Raw genomic sequence first — 17,626 nt, 5'->3', positions numbered from 1 at the left:
GCCTCGCCGTCCGCCGTCTTGATCCGCAGCTCGCGCTCGCCGCGGCCTGTCACCTTGGCGTTTTCGACGGGCAGGCCGCGCTTGACCAGGGCGGCGCGGATCTCGGCGGCGCGGTCGCGCGAAAGCCCATCGTTCAGCTCGGACGAGCCCACCGTGTCGGTGTGTCCCGTGATCTGCACCTCGGACGAGGCCGTGATCGCGGCCCGCAGCGCCGCCATCGTCGCCTCCGATTCGGGGGTGATGTCGGTGGTGCCCTGCACGAAGTAGAGCAGGTAGACGCGCGGCGGCGGCGGCATCCAGGCCAGCAGCGCTGCGTGGTTGGCCTTCACGGCCTGCGCCTTCACGGACTTGCCGCCGACCTTGGCCCAGGTGTTGGGCTGGGTCAGCGCGCCAACCTCCGCCTCGGACTTGGCGTCGAACACCGCCACCGCGCCGGTGGCGCCATCGGCGTCGGGATAAAGGCTGACCTTCGAGGTGGCGCAGCCTGCCAGCGCCGCGGCGGCGCCCAGCGCAATCAACAACCGCATCACTTGACCTCGACGACGAAGGTCGTGCCGCGGGCCGCCAGCAGCGAGGTGGGCGTGCGCACCTTCATGGCGTCCTTGTTTTCCTTGGCGATCTGCCCCGAGACGACGCCCAGCGTGCCCCGGTCCACCGTGGTCAGCGACTTGCCGCGATGGGTCGTATCGTCGAACTCGAACTGGCTGAGCGCGACCCGGCTGTTCGGCCCGACAGCGAAGCGACTGTTGTCCACGAAGGTCACGCCGATACGTCCGGTCGGCCCCGTCGTCAGCACGTCGCTGACCAGGAGCTGGTAGCCCGGCGCCGCCGGCGTCTGGGCCTTGCCGCGCACGACGGTGGCGGCGCCGGTGACCGTCTTGATCCGGCCGATCTCGCCGGCGCTCTGCGCGATCGCCAACCCCGGCGTCGACACACACGCGGCCATCAGCAATCCTGCAACGTACGTACGCATCATGCGGTTCTCCGGACACCCACACCGAAAGACATAGCTCAGCTGGACGCCCAAGCCGACCCCCCTGCGCGTGATACGGCGACCGTCGGCATGCGGACCCGCGTCAGCCTGCCTGCCAGCGAGGCCGGCCTGGTGCTGGCGATCCGCGTCGCGCGCGCGTTTGCGGCGCAGTGCGGCCTGTGCGCGACGGCGGCCGACCGCCTGTGCGTGGTGGTCGAAGAGTGGCTCTCCAATGTCGTCGAGCATGGAGAGCCCGCGCCCGGCAGCCGCCTCATGATGCGCCTTGAACGTGACGAAGGCGGGCTGCACGCCACGTTCACCGATGCCGGCCAGGCGTTCGACCCGCGCCACACCCCGGCCTTCGAAGGCCCCAACACCGAGCGCGGCGGGGGCGCGGGGCTGGAGCTCGTCCGCGCGTGGGCCGAGATCGCCGACTACCGCTACACCCGCGGGCGCAACCGTCTGGTGCTGCGGGTGACCACATGAGCCGATCCCGGCGGTGGCGCCTGGGGCCCGGGGCGTTTCGCGCCCGTCCACGCCTGCTGACCGCCATGGCAATCGGACTGGCCGGCGGCGTCGCGTCCCGGCTGGCGTTTCCCGGACTGCAGGCCGCCTCCAGCGCCATCGCCGGCTGGGACATCTTCTGCGCCATCTACCTGGGCCTCACGGCGCATGCCATTCGCGGCCGGACGCCCGCCCAGATCCGCGCCCAGGCCGAGCGACAGGACCAGGGCCAGGCCGTGATCCTGCTGATGATCCTGGCTGCGTGCGTGGTCAGCGTCGCCGTGGTGGCGTTCGAACTGTCGTCCGCGCTCCATGAGCATGGCCCGGCCAAGGCGCTGCGGGTTGTGACCGCGTTTGTCACGGTCTCGGCGTCCTGGCTGACGCTGCAGACCGTGTTCGCCCTCCACTACGCGCACGAATACTACGCGCGCGATACGGAAACCGGCCACGACCAGGGCGGACTGGCGTTCCCAGGGGGTGAGCCTCCGGACGACTGGGACTTCCTGCATTTCGCCGTGGTGATCGGCGTGGCCGCACAGACCGCCGACATCGCATTCACCAGCCGGACCATGCGCCGTCTCGGCACGATCCACAGCCTGATCGCATTCGCCTTCAACACCCTGGTGCTGGCGCTCACGGTCAACCTGCTGGCGGGACTGGTCTGAACGCGCGACTTCTGCTGACCGCTGCCTCACCCCGATGACTACCCCCGATCGGGGGAGTGCGGGCCTGCACCCCGCCGATATGACTTCGCCCCTGGTCAGTACAGAAGGGGTTCTCCATGTTCAGTTCGGTTACGGCGGCCCGCGCCGCCTGGAAGGCCTTTGCCGCGCCGGTGGTCGCCTGCGGCCTCGCCGCCGCAGCGACGCCTGCCACGGCCACCATCTTCTTTGGCAACTACAATCCGTCGAACACCGCCGCCACTTCGGCAGGCGTGGGGCTGCCGCTGGTGCGCCGCGCGCCCGACGCCACCCAGAGCTTCGACACGGCGGCGTCCAGCAGCACCTACTGCGCCAACTTCTTCTGCACGTTCTTCTACGGGACGACGGTCACGACGACCTTCACCGTCGACAGCACGTTCGTCGCCAGCCATCTGATCGTGCCGATCTCGACGGTGAGCCCCTACGGCAATCGCCGCGCGGGCTTCAACATCGAGCGCCTCGACGGCGCTGACTGGGTCGGCCTCGGCTTCATGCAGGTGGAGAGCGGGCTGGTGCCGGCGGGCATCCACGAGGTGCAGGTGGCGTTCGGCAACTCGAGCGGCTCGACGTTCAATCCGGCGCCGATCCAGTTCGTCGATGGCTCGACCTATCGCATCCGCACCAACCACGCCGCCGGCGCGGCGGGCTTCATGTCCTGGTACCTGAGCGACCAGGCCGCAGCCACCGGCCAGTCGTTCCAGCGCAGCACCCAACCCGGCGTGGCCGGCCCGCTGGCCTACCAGCCTGCGTTCGCGCTTACCGACGGCGGCGACCTCGTCTATGCCCCCAAAACCGGCGGCGTTCCCGAGCCGGCGAGCTGGGCCATGATGATCGCGGGTTTCGCGGGCATCGGCGCGGCGCTTCGCCGCCGCCGGCTCGTTGCGGCCTGAGCCATCAATCCGGGCTCTGGTATCGCGCCAGAGCCCGGGCGAACCGGGCCGCCGTCGGCGCGATCAGCGGCCGGTAGGCGTAGCGCAGGAACCATCCGGGGAAGCCCTGGCCACGCTCCTCCAGCGCCACGCGGCCGCGCGGATGGATCATGAAGCGCGGACCGGGCGCGCGATGCGCCTCGGAATCGACATCGAATGTGAGCGCCGCGAGGTGCTTGACGCTCTTGTAGCCGTAGTGCGCCGGCGCCACGAGCCGCAGGGGCGCGCCGTGGGCCAGCGGCAAGGCTGCGCCGTCCAGCCGATCGGCCAGCAGAACGTCATCGGCCAGCAGGTCGCCCAGCGGCAGGGCGGCGTGATAGCCGTCGCTGGCGTGCAGCACCACGAGCCGCGCAGGGTCGCCGCCGGCCAGCCCCAGGGCCGCCGCGAAGTCTGCAAAGCCGACGCCCTCCCAGACGCATCCGCGTCGGGTCCAGGTGGTCACGCAGTGGAAGTCGCTGACCTGGCGGCGTCGCGGCAGAGCCGACCACGCGTCTGGCCCCACATCTGCGACCGGCACGCCGCCCGACGATACGGCCAGACGAAGCGTCGAAGGGTCAGGCGGGAACCGCTGGGCGAAGCGCGTGGCGCCGAACCGCGGAAAAGTCGCGATCGCGTGCTGCCCGGGCGGCAGGGGGCCCCGCTCAACCGCCTTGTCGTCCATCCCGGCCTCCGCATGCGTTTCGGCCCGGACTCGTAGTTGTTTTAGATTATAGAGTCTATTATCTATTAAGGATGCCTCGCCCAGCGAAGTTCGACGAACGCCAGATCCTCGACGCCGCCGCGGGGATTGTCGCCGCCCACGGCGCGCCGGCCGCCACCATCGGCGCGATCGCCCAGGCTTTGGGCGCGCCGTCGGGGTCGATCTACCACCGCTTCCGGTCCCGCGATGAGTTGCTGGGCCGCCTCTGGCTGGATCGCATCGGCCGCTTCCAGGCGGGCGTACAGGCCGCCCTCGAACACCCTGATCCCGACATGGCGGCGATCAACGCCGCGCTGTTCACCTTGGCCTGGGTGCGCGCAGACCCCGCCGGCGCCCGAATCGCGCTGCTGCATCGGCGCGAAGAGTTCCTGGGCAGTGGCTGGCCCGCCGACATGGCGGCGGAAGCGGGCCGGATGGGCGCGGCAGTCGAGGCCGGCTTGGCGACCATCACCCGGCGGCTGTTCGGAGAAGACACGCCCGACCTGCGTCGCGCAGCGCGTTTCGCCATCATCGACATCGCCTACGCCGCTGTCCGCCCCCACGTCGCCCGCGCCGAGCCGCCACCTCCGAGCCTCGACGCCCTGGTCCGGGCCGCCGTCGTGGCCAGCCTGGCGGCGACGCGCGCGTAGGGGCCCGCAGATCGGGTCGAAGGCTTTGAATTTTCTGGAGAAGCGATGGTGGACGTGACAGGGATTGAACCTGTGACCCCCTCGATGTCAACGAGGTGCTCTCCCGCTGAGCTACACGTCCGTACCTTCGGGAAGGCGGGGATATACAGATCGGCCCCACGCTTAGCAAGCGGGGCCTGAGGTCGAAAACGGCGGCGTCTGGCTAGGCGGCGATCATCCGCTCCACCTCGGAAACGATCTCGCGCAGGTGGATGGGCTTGCTCAGCACCTTGGAGCCGGCCGGCGCCTTGTCGCCGGCGGCCAGCGCCACGGCGGCGAAGCCGGTGATGAACATGATCCGCAGGCCCGGATGCTTCGACGCCGCCTGGCGGGCGACCTCGATGCCGTCCAGACCGGGCATGACGATGTCGGTGAGCAACAGGTCCCAGGGCTGGTCCAGATGGGTGACCGCCTCTTCGCCATCGGCGCACGCGGTGACGTCGTGGCCGGCGCGCTCGAGGGCGCGGGCCAGGAAGCCACGCAGGCTGTCGTCGTCTTCGGCGAGGAGGATGCGGGACATGGCGATGCTACCGGGCTAGATCGGCTACAATACCTAGCGAACCGTAAACGCGCCATGAAGGCGGTTTGACGCTGGGGTCGCACACAGCTTTGTATGAGCCCATGAACGCCATGCCGCCCAAACCCGGCGCAGAGCCCTCCAGTCCCGAGGGCGAAGCTGTCGCTGCGGCGTTCGAGATCCGTCGCGCCGGCCCGGCGGGCGCCCCGCCGACCCCGCTGGTGTTCGCTTCACCGCACTCGGGCCGGCTGTATCCCGAAGACATGATGTCGGCGGCCGCGCTGGACGCGGTATCGATCCGCCGGTCCGAGGACGCCTTCGTCGACGACCTGATCGCCAGCGCACCTGGCCATGGCGCCGCGATGATCACGGCCGGATTCGCCCGCGCCTACATCGACCTCAACCGCGAGCCGTTCGAGCTGGACCCGTCGATGTTCGCCGACGAGCTGCCGGCGTTCGCGCGCTCGCGCACGGCGCGTGTTGCGGCGGGGCTGGGCGCCATCGCCCGCGTGGTTTCGGAAGGCCAGGAAATCTATCGGCGCAAACTCACTTTCGCCGAGGCGAAACTGCGGATCGACGGCGCCCACACGCCCTACCACGCCGCCCTCAAGGGGCTGATCGACGAGGCCCAGGCCGCCCATGGTTTTGCGATCCTGATCGACTGGCACTCGATGCCCGCGGCTGCGGCGCGGGCGGCGGGACGCGACCGCCCGTCCGACATCGTGCTGGGCGACCGTTTCGGCGCGGCCTGCGCGGGCGTCCTGCCCACCCGGGTCGAGCGCGAACTGGACGCCCTGGGCTACAGGGTCACCCGCAATACGCCCTACGCGGGCGGCTACACCACCGAACACTACGGCCAGCCCGCGCGGCGCGTGCACGCGCTGCAGATCGAGATGAACCGGGCGCTCTATCTCGACGAGGCGACGCTGACGCCCACCTCCGGCTTCGAACGCCTGCAGCGCCACCTGGACCAGTTGATCGGTTGCCTCGCCGCCGCCGACTGGTCGGCCCTGGGAGCCTAGTCGCGCAGAGGTTCCCGGATTGAGCGGGCCCGCGACCTGTGTTGGGCTGCCCGCAGGTCCACCCGGAGCGCCCGCGATGTGTCGCAACATCAAGACCCTGTTCAACTTCGACCCACCGGCCACCGACGACGAAATCCGCGCTGCGGCCCTGCAGTTCGTCCGCAAAATCTCGGGCTTCAATACGCCTTCCAAAGCCAACAAGGCGGCCTTCGACGCCGCGGTGGCGGCGGTCTTCCACGCCGGCCACCAGCTGATGCATGACCTGGAGACCACCGCTGCGCCCCGCGACCGCGAAGTCGAGGCGGCAAAGGCCAAGGCGCGTTCGGCCGAGCGCTTCGCGAAGGCGTAGAGGCGGCCCCCTCTCCCTCGCGACGCGGAGCGGAAGAGGATTAAAAAAAAAGCCGCGCCATCGGGCGCGGCAGTCTTCAGGGAGGAAACGCCCAGGAAGGGCGGAGGCGCCATGGCGCCTCGCATGCCCAAGCTAGGGTGCAGCGCACAAATGCACAAGGCGGCGGCAGAAACTTTTGTGTCGCACCTATTTGTCGGGACTGTTTTTACAGGAAAATCAGGATATCGCGTTACGTCAGCGTCGCTCTGCGTTATGTGCGCCGCACAACGCCCTAGCGGTGTGGCCCGGCTTCCCGTACAAGCGCGCGCCTTTCGAAAGAACCCGTCCGACCCATGTCGCTCCGTAACATCGCCATCATCGCCCACGTCGACCACGGCAAGACCACGCTCGTCGACCAGCTTCTCGCCCAGTCGGGTGTCTTCCGCGCGAACGAAGCGACGGTCGAACGCGCCATGGATTCCAACGACCAGGAGCGCGAGCGCGGGATCACCATCCTGGCCAAGTGCACCTCGGTGCTGTGGAACGGCGAGGCGGGCGAAACCCGCATCAACATCATCGACACCCCTGGCCACGCCGACTTCGGCGGCGAGGTCGAGCGGATCCTGGGGATGGTGGACGGCTGCGTCATCCTGGTGGACGCCGAAGAAGGCGTCATGCCCCAGACCAAGTTCGTTCTGGGCAAGGCGCTGAAGATGGGCCTGCGTCCCATCCTCTGCCTGAACAAGGTGGACCGGCCCCACGCCGACCCCGACCGGGTGCTGAACGACGCCTTCGATCTGTTCGCCGCCATGGGCGCGACCGACGAGCAGCTGGACTTCCCGCACATCTATGCGTCGGGCAAGAACGGTTGGGCCACGATGGATCTGGCCAAGCCCAACGACAACCTGGGCCCGCTGTTCGACCTGATCGTGCGCCACGTGCCCGAGCCCAAGGTGGTCGAGAACAAGGACAAGCCGTTCCAGATCCTCTCGGTGCTGATCGAGAACGACCCGTTCCTGGGGCGCCTGCTGACCGGTCGCATCCAGTCGGGCAAGGCCGTGCCCGGGATGCCGATCCACGCGCTCAGCCTCGACGGCAAGGAGATCGAGCGCGGCCGCATCACCAAGGTGCTGGCCTTCCGCGGCCTGAAGCGCCAGCCGATCGAGGACGCCGAAGCCGGCGACATCGTCGCCATCGCGGGCCTGTCGAAGGCGACCGTGGCCGACACGCTCTGCGCCATGGAAGTCACCGAGGCGCTGCCCGCCCAGCCGATCGACCCGCCGACCATCTCGATGACCGTCTCGGTCAACGACAGCCCGCTGGCCGGCCGCGAAGGCGACAAGGTGCAGAGCCGCGTCATCGCCGCGCGCCTGATCAAGGAAGCCGAGTCGAACGTCGCCATCCGCGTCACCGAGACGTCCGAAAAGGACGCCTACGAGGTCGCCGGCCGCGGCGAACTGCAGCTGGGCGTGCTGATCGAGGGCATGCGCCGCGAGGGCTTCGAAGTTTCCATCAGCCGTCCGCGCGTGGTGTTCCAGACCGATCCCGAGACCGGTGAACGGCTGGAGCCGATCGAGGACGTGATGATCGACGTGGACGACGAGTTCACCGGCATCGTCATCGAGAAGCTGTCGGCCCGGAAGGCCGAGCTGAAGGACATGGGCCCCTCGGGCGCCGGCAAGACCCGCATCAGCCTGATGAGCCCGTCGCGCTCGCTGATCGGCTACCAGGGCGAGTTCCTGACCGACACCCGCGGCTCGGGCGTACTGAACCGCGTGTTCAGCCACTACGAGCCCTACAAGGGCGCGATCGACGCCGGCCGCAAGGGCGTGCTGGTCTCGAACTCCGACGGCGAAACGGCGGCCTACGCCCTGTGGAACCTGGAAGAGCGCGGCACTATGTTCGTCGGCGCCGGCGAGAAGACCTATCAGGGCATGATCATCGGCGAGAACAGCCGTTCGGACGACCTCGACGTCAATCCGATGAAGGCCAAGCAGCTGACCAACGTCCGCGCCTCGGGCAAGGACGAGGCCGTCCGCCTGACGCCGCCGCGCCGCCTCACCCTCGAACAGGCCATCGCCTACATCGAGGAAGACGAACTGGTGGAAGTGACGCCGAAGTCGATCCGCCTGCGCAAGAAGGTCCTGAACCCCAGCTTCCGCAAGAAGCGCGTCAAGGACGAGTAGGTCCGCGAGCCGGCAATCCAGACAACCGTCCGGGATGGCGTCAGATCTTGGCGCAGACGCCCGCCGCGGTCTGGTAGAAGGCGTCGTCGGCCTCCAGCCTGCGCATCAAGCTCAAGCCTTCGGTGCAATCCGCGCGAGCCTCCTGTCGCCGCCCGGCGCGGGCCAGAACCTGCGCGCGCTGGACCAGCAGGTCCCCATGGTTGACGTGCAGCTTCTTGTAGTGGGCATCATAGTTGCGCTTGGACTCGTCGAGACTCCGCAGCGCTGACGAGGTGTCGCCAAGCTGGGACTGAGCCAGGGCAAGGTAGCCCTGGATCGAGCCGATCTTGAAGTGCGGACCGCCATAGGCTTGCTTCAGGATCGCGATCGCGCGGTCGAAGTCCTTGATCGCCAGCGCAGGTTCGCCCTGGGCGTAGAGGATCTGCCCCCGCTGCGACAGCGCATCGGCAATGATCGGGTTGTCGGGGTCGAGGACGCCTCCGAGGATGGAGATCGCCTCGTCAATGTGAGCCTTCCCCTCCGCATACCGGCCGGCGGCGCGTTCGTTGAACGCCAGGACGGACAGCGCCTGACCGGTCATCCGGCTTTTCGGGCCGGTCGCGCGTCGCGCCAGCTCCAGGCCCTTGATCAGGGCCGCCCGGGCGCGCTCATCGTGCCCGAGACTTGAGAGGGTCAGGCCATAGTTCAGGTAGACCCGGGCGAGTTTCCTCGGCTTGACGTCCTTCGCCTCGGCGTAGTGCGCCAATGCCGCCTGGAACGCCGCCTCGGCGGCGCTGTAGTTGGCCATGGACTGCTGGACCTGAGCGCGCGTCTGGGCAAGATCGCCGCGGATCTCGGAATGTTCGCCCACATTCGGACCGAGCAACGCCTCTGCTTGCGCGACCGTGTTCAGGCTCGCGGTGAAGTCACCTTTGTTGCGATAGGCCGAGGCGAGGGTCTGCAGAACCGGGGCGCCCTCGGCTCCCCTAGCGCGCGCCAGGGGAAGCGCCGGCTCTAGCGCGTTCCGCGCCTCGTCGAACAGGCCGAGATTCACGTAGGCTTCGCCAACCGTTCCGAGCAGTCGAAGACGTATGTCGGGCTGGTCGCCCAGTTCCAGCGATGCACGTTCCGCACTGTTCCTCAGGATCGACAGCGCCGTGATCGTGCGAGGGTTCTCCGTCGCCGGGTTAGAGATCGAGAACGTTCCTATGAGGAAGCTCGAGGCTGCACGCGCCGCGGCGCTCTCACGCTCGGCCAGCAGGCGCTGACGGTTGGCCTCGAACGCCAAGGCGCCCGTAACCGCCATGCCGGTTAGAGAGCCTGCCACCAGTAGGCCCGCGCGCCTGACCCGGCGTTGCGCCTCCCGCTGGATCAGCTGGTCCAGTGGCACCGCGGCAAGGCCGGCGATGAGCTTGAGCAAAGCGCCCCGCCGACCATCGCCCTCTCGCCGCATATCGGCCGCGATGGGGTGCGCCGGCTCGCTGCTCAGTTCGTTGTCTGGGCCGAGCCTGTACCGCAGGGCGGGCGGGAAACACTCTTCATCGGGCTTGCCGCGGTCGGTGGCGCCAGGGTCGCCCGCAAGGATCAGGGCCAGAACCCCGGCTTCCCCGTGCATGCGCTTGAAGGTGAGGATCTCTTCGTTGACCCACTGCGAACGTGCAGAACGGGGAGAGCAAACGACGATCAACCGAAGTGAGCGCGAAAGCGCTGTCCGCAGTTCGTGCCCCAGGTCCCCAGACGCCGGCAACTCATCGCGGTCCCGGAAAAGCGGTATGAGGCGGCGCGGAGCCGGACCCAGCGGCGTAGGTTGGCCGACAATCCTGGCGGGCAGTCGGAAGGTCTCGATCGCCCGGTGCAGCCATCGAACTGTGGCGGCATCGGCGTGGCTGTAGCTGATGAAGGCGCGGTACGATCTGCCTGCGCCTTCATCCTTTGCTGGACCAGTCACGCCAGCGTGCTCACACTGTCCTTTGGCGTCGGGCGCGCAGATACATTCCGGCCAAGCCGAAACCGCCGATCATCAGCGCCCAGGTCGCGGGCTCGGGCACCGCGCCAGCGCGTAGCGACGCGAGACGCCATGTGTAGGTGAAGGGGGGGCTGTTATCGACCTGCGGTCCGTCGCCGCCGCCGCAGCCGGTGCCATCATCGACGCAGTCGGGAAACAGGCTGAGGTTCCAAAGCTTGGCGACACCGCCCAGAGGGTCATCGAGACCGGTCTCGAACAATGAGGTGGCGGATTCGATCCTCACGACGTTGTCCGTAACGTTTCCGAAGTCTTGGTCGAAATCGAAGTTATGGCTGAAGGCCGTCACATCCGACGCGCCGACCTCGTACACGAGGACATCGCCATTGTAGTACTTCCACGAGAGAAAGGTGCCGCCGAACGGAACGTAGTCCTTGATCAGCAGCGTGCCGGTTGTGTTCCTTCCGGTCTGATCCGCAAACAGGAACGTCGCGATCGCGGCGTTTGCGCTGGCCGCAGACCCCAGAACCATGACGGCCGACAGCGCCGCGTACTTTGCCCACTTGGTCAAGACCATCCCCACCCCGCTCCGCTCAAACGCGATAGCGACCTTGAGTCGCGGCGCATCCGGGCCGTGGCAATCCAATCTGGTCGCCACCAATCCGCCAGCGGGCATGGCCCACCAGCATGCTTAAGGTCACGTTAGTACAACCGCCAATGTCAAGCTTCGCGATTCTCCAGCGAGGCGACCACTCACCTTCGCACACGCAAGGAGCGCAGCGATCGCTCCGTGATCCAGACGCTGGCGAAGACCGTCTCACGGAGGGGTCAAAATGCGTGGAGTGTCACCGCACGCGCCAGCGGTGGTCCCGGATTGCATGATCGGCCCCCTTCCTCACCACCACGTCGGCGAACGCCATGGTGGGCGCGATGTGTTCGTGCAGGTTCACCAGGTTGAGGTGGGTCCAGGCCATCTCGAACATCGCGTCGCGCTGGACCGGGTCGAGCCGGGCGAAGAAACTCTGCGGGTCGTCCGCGATAATCCTGTGCAACCGGGCGAGGTACCAGCTCTTGGCGTCGGCGGGATCGGCGTCGACGTAGAGGGACAAGCCGAACCGTGCGCGGGCGTCGGCCGTCTGCAGCACGTTGATCCCCTCGACGATCACCACGCCCGCCGCTTCGACGGGTCGGGTCTCACCGGGGAGGATGTCGTAGGTCACGTGGCTGTAGACGGGGATCTCGGCGCGGCGGCCTGCCGCGAGGGCGTCCAGGAAGGCGTGCAGCGCGTCGGTGTCGTAGGTCTCGGGGAAGCCCTTCTTCATGCCGAGGCCCGCGGCCTCGAGGACGGCGTTGGGCTTGAGGAAACCGTCGGTGGCGACGATCTGGACCGACAGGTCCGCCGCCTCCAGCCCGTCGGCGAGGGCGCGCGCCAGCGTGCTCTTTCCGGCCGCCACGCCGCCGGCGATCCCCAGCAGGAAGACGCGCTCACCCGCCGCCCGCTCGGCGATGCGCGCGACCAACTCGGCGCTCAGGTCGGCCATCAGTCCTCCGCGATCCGGCTGTGGCGGCGCGTGTCGCGCATCAGGAGATAGACAAGGAGCGAGCTGCCGATGATCGCCGTCACGTAGGTGAAGAAGTGGGTCTCGTTCCCCGCCTGCTTGAACGCCAGCGCCACATACTCGGCCGTGCCGCCGAACGCCGCGTTGGCCAGCGAATAGGGCAGCGCCACGCCCAGGGCGCGGGTGGCGGTCGGGAACAGCTCGGCCTTCACCACGGCGTTCACCGACGAGTAGCAGGCCACGATCAGCAGCGAGCCGCAGACCAGCAGGAAGGCGGTCCCCACATCGCGTGTGGCGGCCAGCGTCGACAGGATGGGCCAGGTCAGGCCCGCGCCCAGGACGCCGAAGGTGAGCAGGATCGCGCGACGGCCCACCCGGTCGGACAGCGCACCGATCAGCGGATTGATCAGCATGAACACCGCCAGCGCGCCGGCGAGGATCAGGTTCGCCTGGTCCTTGGTGAAGCCCGACGTGTTGACCAGGAACTTCTGGATGTAGGTCGTGTAGGTGTAATAGGCGAGCGTCCCGCCGGCGGTCAGGCCGATCACGGTCAGGCTCTCCTTCGGATGGCTGGCGATCAGGCCCCAGGTGGTGGCCTTGGGTCCGGTCCGGGCATGGAACGACGGCGTTTCGTCCATGCCGCGCCGCAGCCAGAAGACCGCGATCGCAAGCCCGCCGCCGATGAAGAACGCGATGCGCCAGCCCCAGGCCTGCATGTCCTCGGGCGACAGCAGGCTGGTCAGCGCCAGCAGCACGCCCATGGCCATGAGCTGGCCAGCGATCAGGGTCGAGTAGAAGATCCCCGACCAGAAGCCGCGGTTCTTCCGGCTGGCCATCTCGGAGAGATAGGTGGCGCTGGCACCATACTCGCCGCCCATGCTGACGCCCTGGAGGATCCGGGCGAACACCAGCACCGCCGGCGCGGCCACGCCGATCTGCGCCTCGCCGGGACAGATGGCGATCAACAGCGAGCCCACGCACATGAGGCTGACCGAGGCGACCATGGCGGCCTTGCGCCCCACCCGGTCGCCGTAGAGGCCCATCAGCCACGCCCCCAGCGGCCGGGCCAGGAAGCCGACCCCGAACACCGCGGCGGTGGAGAGGAGTTGGGTCGTACGGTCGCCGGCCGGGAAGAAGACGCTGGAGAAGTAGAGGCCGAAGGCGGCGTAGACGAACCAGTCGAAGCTCTCGACCAGGTTGCCCGCCGACCCGGCCAGGATCGATCGCAGCCGGTTCGTCTCCGGCGCCGCCTGGGCGTCGGCGTTGTCAGCGACCTCTGCGGTCAAGGCGTGTCCCCCTCGGTTGGGCGGATACCACCCGGTTTTGGCGCCGCGTTCAATCGCCAGGCCCTTGCGGGGATCGCTTCCCCGGGCCAGATCGGCCGTCAAAGGGGAGAGATCGCATGCTCAAGCTCTACACCGCCAGGGCGACCATCGGCCTGGCCTGCGAGATCGCGCTGGAGGAAGCCGGCGCCGACTACGAAGCGGTGCGGCTCAACTTTGCCGAGAACGAGCAACGCGGCGACGCCTACCTGGCCATCAATCCGAAGTCCCGGGTGCCCGCGCTAGAGACGGATCGCGGGATCATCACCGAGGTTCCGGCCATCCTGGGCTACATCGCGCGCACCCATCCGGGGGCGGGCCTGGCCCCCGGCGCCGACGACGCCTTCGCCCTGGCGCAAGCCGAGTCGTTCCTGAGCTACCTGTGCTCGTGGGTGCATCCGGCGGCGGCTCACCGCGTGCGCGGCAACCGATGGGCCGACGACGAGGCGGCGATCGCCGAGATGCGGCGCAAGGCCCCCGAAGTGTTCGGCGCGGCGCTGCGACTGATCGACACTACGCTGTTCAAGGGCCCCTGGGTGCTGGGCGAGGCGTACAGCGTCTGCGACCCGTATCTCTACGTGGTCGCCGGATGGATCTCCCGCGACGGGCTGGACTGGGCCGACTACCCCCGGCTGGCCGACCACACGGCGCGGATGAACGAACGGCCCGCCGTGAAGACGGTGCTCGCACGCGTCAGCGGTTGAATCGCCTTACGGTCGTCGCATTGGCGGTGGTACGAAGAGGCCCATGAGCCTTTCCGCCCCGTCCTCCCTGCCCGCCAAGCCCTACCCGCCCCGTCACTATCCGACGCCCGCGGCCAAGTGTGCGGACCTGGTGGTCCATGTCATGGGCCTGACCCTGGCGCTGGTGGGCGGGATCGTGCTGCTGACGCTGGCCGTGCTGAACGGCTCGATCAGCCAGGTGGTCGGGGTATCGATCTATGCGGTCGGCGTGCTGTGCATGCTGGCGTTCTCGACCGCCTATAACTTCGCCAAGCCCCAGTACCGCCCCACGCTGAGGCGGCTGGACCACGCCGGCATCTTCCTGATGATCGCAGGCTCGTACACGCCCTTCACGATCAACCTGCCGGGCGCCTGGGGTTGGGGCATGACGGCGGCCGTCTGGGCGATCGCCGGCCTGGGCGCGCTGGGCAAGCTGTTCCTGGTCGGGATCGACCGGAAGTTCTGGGTGGCCGTCTATCTGGTGCTGGGCTGGCTGGTGGTCGTGGCGCTGAAGCCGATGATCGACACCCTGGCCTGGTACGCCATGGCGCTGCTGGTCACGGGCGGCGTGCTCTACTCCACCGGCGTGATCTTCTACGTGAACAAGCGGCTGAAGTTCTCCCGAGCCATCTGGCACGGCCACGTGGTCGCCGCCGCCGCCGCCCACTGGACCGCCATCCTGCTGGGCGTGGTCCTCGCGACGCAGCATTAGGTGCGCGGACTCTTCGCGGCGTTCGCGCTCGCTTTGACCGCAGGCGCGGCGCAGGCCCAGGCGATTCCGCAGTGGGGGTATGCGCGCAGCGGGACCTGCGACGGCTATCCGCGCGCGGCGATCGAGACCGCGCCCGGCCTGTGCGTCGGCCTGGCGCTGGCGCCGCCGCCCACGGGCCTGCCGCTCTCGAAACGCACGATCCGGATGCCGCGCAGCCTGTTGGCCCTGCCCGGCGGGGATCTCCTCGTGTCGGACCTGGGCGCCTGGACGACGGGCCGGGGCGCGGTGTGGCGGGTGACGCCCAAGCCCGGCGGCCAGCCGGTCATCCGGCCCGTTCTGCGCAAGCTGGACATGCCGGCCACCCTGGCCATCGGGCCGGATGGCGAGGTCTATGTCGGCGAGATGAGCCGGATCAGCCGCTTCGATCCCGACGCCGCCGATCCGCAGGCCACACTGACGCCTGTGATCACCGGCCTGCCTGACAACCGCCTGCACGACAACCGCCACCCGCTCTCGGCCTTCGTCTGGGCCGCCGACGGCGCGTTCCTGGTGAACGTCGGCGCGCCCTCCGACCAGTGCCTGCCGAAACCTGGCTGGAAGAGCTGCCCCGAGGCCGAGCGGCAGGCGGCGATCTGGCGGTTCGCGCCCGAAGGTCAGGGCAAGTGGGCCGCCGAGCCCACGGTCTACGCCCGCGGCCTCCGCAACTCGCTGGCCCTGGTCCGCACTCGCGCAGGGACGATCCTGCAGGCCGAGAACAGCATAGACGTGCCCCAGGCCAACTGGCCGCCCGAGGAGTTGAACGTCATCGAGCAGGGCGCCCACTATGGCTGGCCCTATTGCATGGGGCAGAACGAGACGGCGCCGGCGTGGCGGACCCAGAAGGTGGCCTGTGCGCCCTACCGCAGGCCCGTCCTGAACCTGCCACCGCACGGCGCGCCCCTGGACCTCTTGGAATACCGGGGCGAGATGTTCCCCGAACTGACCGGCCGACTGCTTGTGACCCTGCACGGCTATCGTCCGACCGGCTCGCGCATCCTGGCGATCGAGCTGGACGATAACGGCCTGCCCAAGGCCGGGCAGAGGCCTCGCGACCTGACGCCGGGCTGGGGGGCGGTGAAGGGCAAGCGGCCGGCCGGCGCGCCGGTGGGCCTGGCGGTGGCCGCCGACGGCGCGATCTGGGTCGCCGACGACCGCAACGGCGCGATCCTGCGGTTGGCGAAGGATCGGCGGTAGCTACTCCGCCGCCATCGGGAAGATGATCGTCTCGCCCGGACACGGGATGGCCTGATCCGGCGTCGGGCGGGGCCGGAGCATCAGGCCGTTCATCGCCAGGGTCTCGGCGACCATGCAGGCGGCGGCGCCCATGGCGAACGGCGCCTGGACGTCCAGCAGGCCCCGGAGGCGCTCGTCCACCGAGCGGAAGTCGCCGGCCTGGGCGCAACCGAAGACGTCGAGGATCAGCGCCTCGTCGTCGGTGAGCCTGGGGTCGGCGGGGATCGACAGGCGCACGCGTCGGCGGCCCTTGAGCGCCATCTGCTGCACGAAGGCTTCCAGCATCCGGTAGGCCGCCTCGCCCGCGCAGCCGCAGGCCGCCTCGAAGTGGGCCTGCAAGCCGTGGCAGGGCGTGGTCAGCGCCAGAAGCCGGACGGTGCGCACCAGGAGCCGCTCGCCGTGGAACAGGGCGTCGCAGGGCTGGGCTTCGTTGGAATGAAGATGGGGCATGGCCGACTCCGTGCTGACCATCCGACCCTATTGTTGTTGCGAGTCATTCGCAACTAGATACGCCGATCACGGCCGCGTGAACAATGCCGTTGCACCCGCAGCGGGATTGGCGTCATCCTCGCCGCACCACGAACCGCCCCCACAGGAGCGCGAGATGCAGACGTTCATGTCCCCCAGAGGAGCCCTTTCCCGTCACCAGGACATGACAACGCATGCTTTCGCGAACCTCGGAGGCGCCGGCGCAGACCGACCGTAGCGCCCCGTCCCACCTTCCGCCGGCGACCCGGCGGCTCCGCAAATTCCTGAGCTACTACCGCCCGCACCTGCCGATGCTGGCGGCCGACGTCGGCTGCGCCGTGATCGTCGCCGGCGCGGCCCTGGCCCTGCCCGTCTGCGCCAGCTGGATCACCCGGCGGCTGGGCGATGGCGGCGACGCCATGACCCCCATCCTGGCGATGGGCGGCGTCATGCTGGCGCTGCTCGCCGTCCAGGCGCTGGCCACCCTCTTCGTGGACTACCAGGGCCACATGATGGGCGCGAAGATCGAGAGCCGCATGCGCCAGGAGCTGTTCGAGCACCTGCAGACGCTCTCCTTCAGCTTCTACGACAGTGAGCGGGTGGGCCAGCTGATGAGCCGGATCACCAACGATCTCTATTTCATCGGCGAGCTCTGCCATCACGGCCCGGAAGACCTGGCCATCGCCACGCTGAAGTTCGTGGGCGCCGCCGCGATCCTGGCCTGGATCGAGCCTTCGCTGACCTTCGCGATCCTGGCCGCCTTCCCGGTCGCGGCGGCCTACGCCCTTCACTTCAACCAGCGCATGAACGCCACCCTGGCGGACGGCCGCGAGCAGATCGGCGCCATCAACGCCCGCGTCGAAGACGCCCTGGCCGGCATTCGCGTGGTCAAGGCGTTTGGCGGCGAGGCGGCGGAGGCCCGTCGGTTCGCCACCGAGAACGAGCGGCTTCTCGACATCCGCCGCGAGGGCTACCGCGCCGAGGCCTGGTTCGACGTGGGCATGTCCACCTTCGCGCAGGCCGTGACCCTGGCGGTGATTGTGGCGGGCGCCCTTCGCGTGGCACAGGGGGCGATGGGGGTGGCCGACCTCCTGACCTTCT

General features: G+C 68.7%; 20 protein-coding genes and 1 tRNA gene. 11 read left to right on the top strand and 10 right to left on the bottom strand.

Annotated features, from left to right (window positions below; genetic code table 11):
• On the bottom strand, positions 1–527 hold a 527-nt coding region (locus EPN98_RS08920; protein ID WP_293362335.1), incomplete at its 3' end, for an OmpA family protein.
• The gene (locus EPN98_RS08915; RefSeq protein ID WP_293362334.1) at positions 527–976 is read right to left on the bottom strand and encodes a FecR domain-containing protein; all 450 of its coding nucleotides are present in this window, start codon (positions 974–976) and stop codon (positions 527–529) included. The genes EPN98_RS08915 and EPN98_RS08920, both read right to left, overlap by 1 nt.
• Before the next feature lie 87 nt (positions 977–1,063).
• Between EPN98_RS08915 and EPN98_RS08910 the strand changes: the two genes are divergently transcribed.
• The 3 genes from EPN98_RS08910 to EPN98_RS08900 all read left to right on the top strand — a co-directional run bounded on the left by EPN98_RS08910 (position 1,064) and on the right by EPN98_RS08900 (position 3,068).
• Positions 1,064–1,459 (top strand): ATP-binding protein, encoded by a 396-nt coding sequence (locus tag EPN98_RS08910; protein WP_293362333.1) that lies wholly within the window; start codon positions 1,064–1,066, stop codon positions 1,457–1,459.
• Positions 1,456–2,142, top strand: a complete 687-nt coding sequence (locus EPN98_RS08905) for a DUF1345 domain-containing protein (RefSeq protein ID WP_293362332.1) — start codon at positions 1,456–1,458, stop codon at positions 2,140–2,142. The genes EPN98_RS08910 and EPN98_RS08905 overlap by 4 nt, the downstream gene beginning before the upstream one ends.
• 116 nt (positions 2,143–2,258) lie before the next feature.
• The gene (locus EPN98_RS08900) at positions 2,259–3,068 is read left to right on the top strand and encodes a PEPxxWA-CTERM sorting domain-containing protein (RefSeq protein WP_293362331.1); all 810 of its coding nucleotides are present in this window, start codon (positions 2,259–2,261) and stop codon (positions 3,066–3,068) included.
• Between the two features lie 4 nt (positions 3,069–3,072).
• Here EPN98_RS08900 and EPN98_RS08895 read toward each other — a convergent pair whose 3' ends face one another.
• Positions 3,073–3,768, bottom strand: a complete 696-nt coding sequence (locus tag EPN98_RS08895; RefSeq protein WP_293362330.1) for a molybdopterin-dependent oxidoreductase — start codon at positions 3,766–3,768, stop codon at positions 3,073–3,075.
• A 71-nt stretch (positions 3,769–3,839) separates the two neighbouring features.
• On the opposite strand from EPN98_RS08895, the gene EPN98_RS08890 reads away from it, so the two are divergent.
• Positions 3,840–4,436 carry a TetR/AcrR family transcriptional regulator gene (locus tag EPN98_RS08890; RefSeq protein WP_293362329.1) on the top strand — a complete coding sequence of 199 codons (597 nt, stop codon included), beginning with the start codon at positions 3,840–3,842 and terminating at the stop codon, positions 4,434–4,436.
• Between the two features lie 46 nt (positions 4,437–4,482).
• Here EPN98_RS08890 and EPN98_RS08885 read toward each other — a convergent pair.
• Positions 4,483–4,557: transfer RNA gene (locus EPN98_RS08885), tRNA-Val, on the bottom strand.
• Between the two features lie 81 nt (positions 4,558–4,638).
• Positions 4,639–4,995: a cell cycle two-component system response regulator CpdR gene (gene cpdR / locus EPN98_RS08880; RefSeq protein ID WP_293362328.1), complete on the bottom strand. Its 357-nt coding sequence runs from the start codon at positions 4,993–4,995 to the stop codon at positions 4,639–4,641.
• A gap of 110 nt (positions 4,996–5,105) precedes the next feature.
• Between cpdR and EPN98_RS08875 the strand changes: the two genes are divergently transcribed.
• The 3 genes from EPN98_RS08875 (at position 5,106) to typA (ending at position 8,528) form a co-directional block, all read left to right on the top strand.
• Positions 5,106–6,014: an N-formylglutamate amidohydrolase gene (locus tag EPN98_RS08875; RefSeq protein ID WP_293362336.1), complete on the top strand. Its 909-nt coding sequence runs from the start codon at positions 5,106–5,108 to the stop codon at positions 6,012–6,014.
• Between the two features lie 76 nt (positions 6,015–6,090).
• Entirely contained in the window at positions 6,091–6,363 is a 273-nt protein-coding gene (locus EPN98_RS08870) for a DUF2277 domain-containing protein (protein ID WP_293362327.1), read from the top strand.
• A 332-nt stretch (positions 6,364–6,695) separates the two neighbouring features.
• Positions 6,696–8,528, top strand: coding sequence for a translational GTPase TypA (gene typA / locus EPN98_RS08865; RefSeq protein WP_293362326.1), 1,833 nt, complete (start codon positions 6,696–6,698; stop codon positions 8,526–8,528).
• Positions 8,529–8,568: 40 nt separating this feature from the next.
• Here the strand turns inward: typA and EPN98_RS08860 are convergent, their stop codons facing one another.
• The 4 genes from EPN98_RS08860 to EPN98_RS08845 form a co-directional block, all read right to left on the bottom strand.
• Positions 8,569–10,455: a toll/interleukin-1 receptor domain-containing protein gene (locus EPN98_RS08860; protein ID WP_293362325.1), complete on the bottom strand. Its 1,887-nt coding sequence runs from the start codon at positions 10,453–10,455 to the stop codon at positions 8,569–8,571.
• 10 nt (positions 10,456–10,465) lie between these two features.
• Positions 10,466–11,041 carry a PEPxxWA-CTERM sorting domain-containing protein gene (locus tag EPN98_RS08855; RefSeq protein ID WP_293362324.1) on the bottom strand — a complete coding sequence of 192 codons (576 nt, stop codon included), beginning with the start codon at positions 11,039–11,041 and terminating at the stop codon, positions 10,466–10,468.
• A gap of 274 nt (positions 11,042–11,315) precedes the next feature.
• Positions 11,316–12,011: a hypothetical protein gene (locus EPN98_RS08850; RefSeq protein WP_293362323.1), complete on the bottom strand. Its 696-nt coding sequence runs from the start codon at positions 12,009–12,011 to the stop codon at positions 11,316–11,318.
• A complete protein-coding gene (locus tag EPN98_RS08845) occupies positions 12,011–13,315 on the bottom strand; it encodes an MFS transporter (RefSeq protein ID WP_293362322.1) in 1,305 nt (434 codons plus the stop codon). The genes EPN98_RS08850 and EPN98_RS08845 overlap by 1 nt, the downstream gene beginning before the upstream one ends.
• A 116-nt stretch (positions 13,316–13,431) precedes the next feature.
• Here EPN98_RS08845 and EPN98_RS08840 point away from each other — a divergent pair, with 116 nt between their 5' ends.
• Genes EPN98_RS08840 through EPN98_RS08830 form a run of 3 tightly spaced genes read left to right on the top strand, consistent with a single transcriptional unit; the run spans position 13,432 to position 16,018 of the window.
• Positions 13,432–14,055, top strand: a complete 624-nt coding sequence (locus EPN98_RS08840) for a glutathione S-transferase family protein (RefSeq protein WP_293362321.1) — start codon at positions 13,432–13,434, stop codon at positions 14,053–14,055.
• A 43-nt stretch (positions 14,056–14,098) separates the two neighbouring features.
• On the top strand, positions 14,099–14,785 hold the full coding sequence (locus EPN98_RS08835; RefSeq protein ID WP_293362320.1) for a hemolysin III family protein: 687 nt from the start codon (positions 14,099–14,101) through the stop codon (positions 14,783–14,785).
• Complete coding sequence (locus EPN98_RS08830; protein ID WP_293362319.1) at positions 14,786–16,018, top strand: PQQ-dependent sugar dehydrogenase; 1,233 nt, start codon at positions 14,786–14,788, stop codon at positions 16,016–16,018. It abuts the gene before it with no gap.
• Here the strand turns inward: EPN98_RS08830 and EPN98_RS08825 are convergent, their stop codons facing one another.
• Complete coding sequence (locus EPN98_RS08825) at positions 16,019–16,507, bottom strand: hypothetical protein (RefSeq protein ID WP_293362318.1); 489 nt, start codon at positions 16,505–16,507, stop codon at positions 16,019–16,021.
• A gap of 212 nt (positions 16,508–16,719) precedes the next feature.
• Between EPN98_RS08825 and EPN98_RS08820 the strand changes: the two genes are divergently transcribed.
• Positions 16,720–17,626, top strand: a 907-nt coding sequence (locus tag EPN98_RS08820) for an ABC transporter ATP-binding protein (RefSeq protein WP_293362317.1), incomplete at its 3' end; no start/stop codon positions are given.

Source organism: Phenylobacterium sp., from assembly GCF_004299445.1.
GTDB lineage: Bacteria > Pseudomonadota > Alphaproteobacteria > Caulobacterales > Caulobacteraceae > Phenylobacterium.
This window is presented reverse-complemented; position numbering and strand designations above follow the sequence as displayed.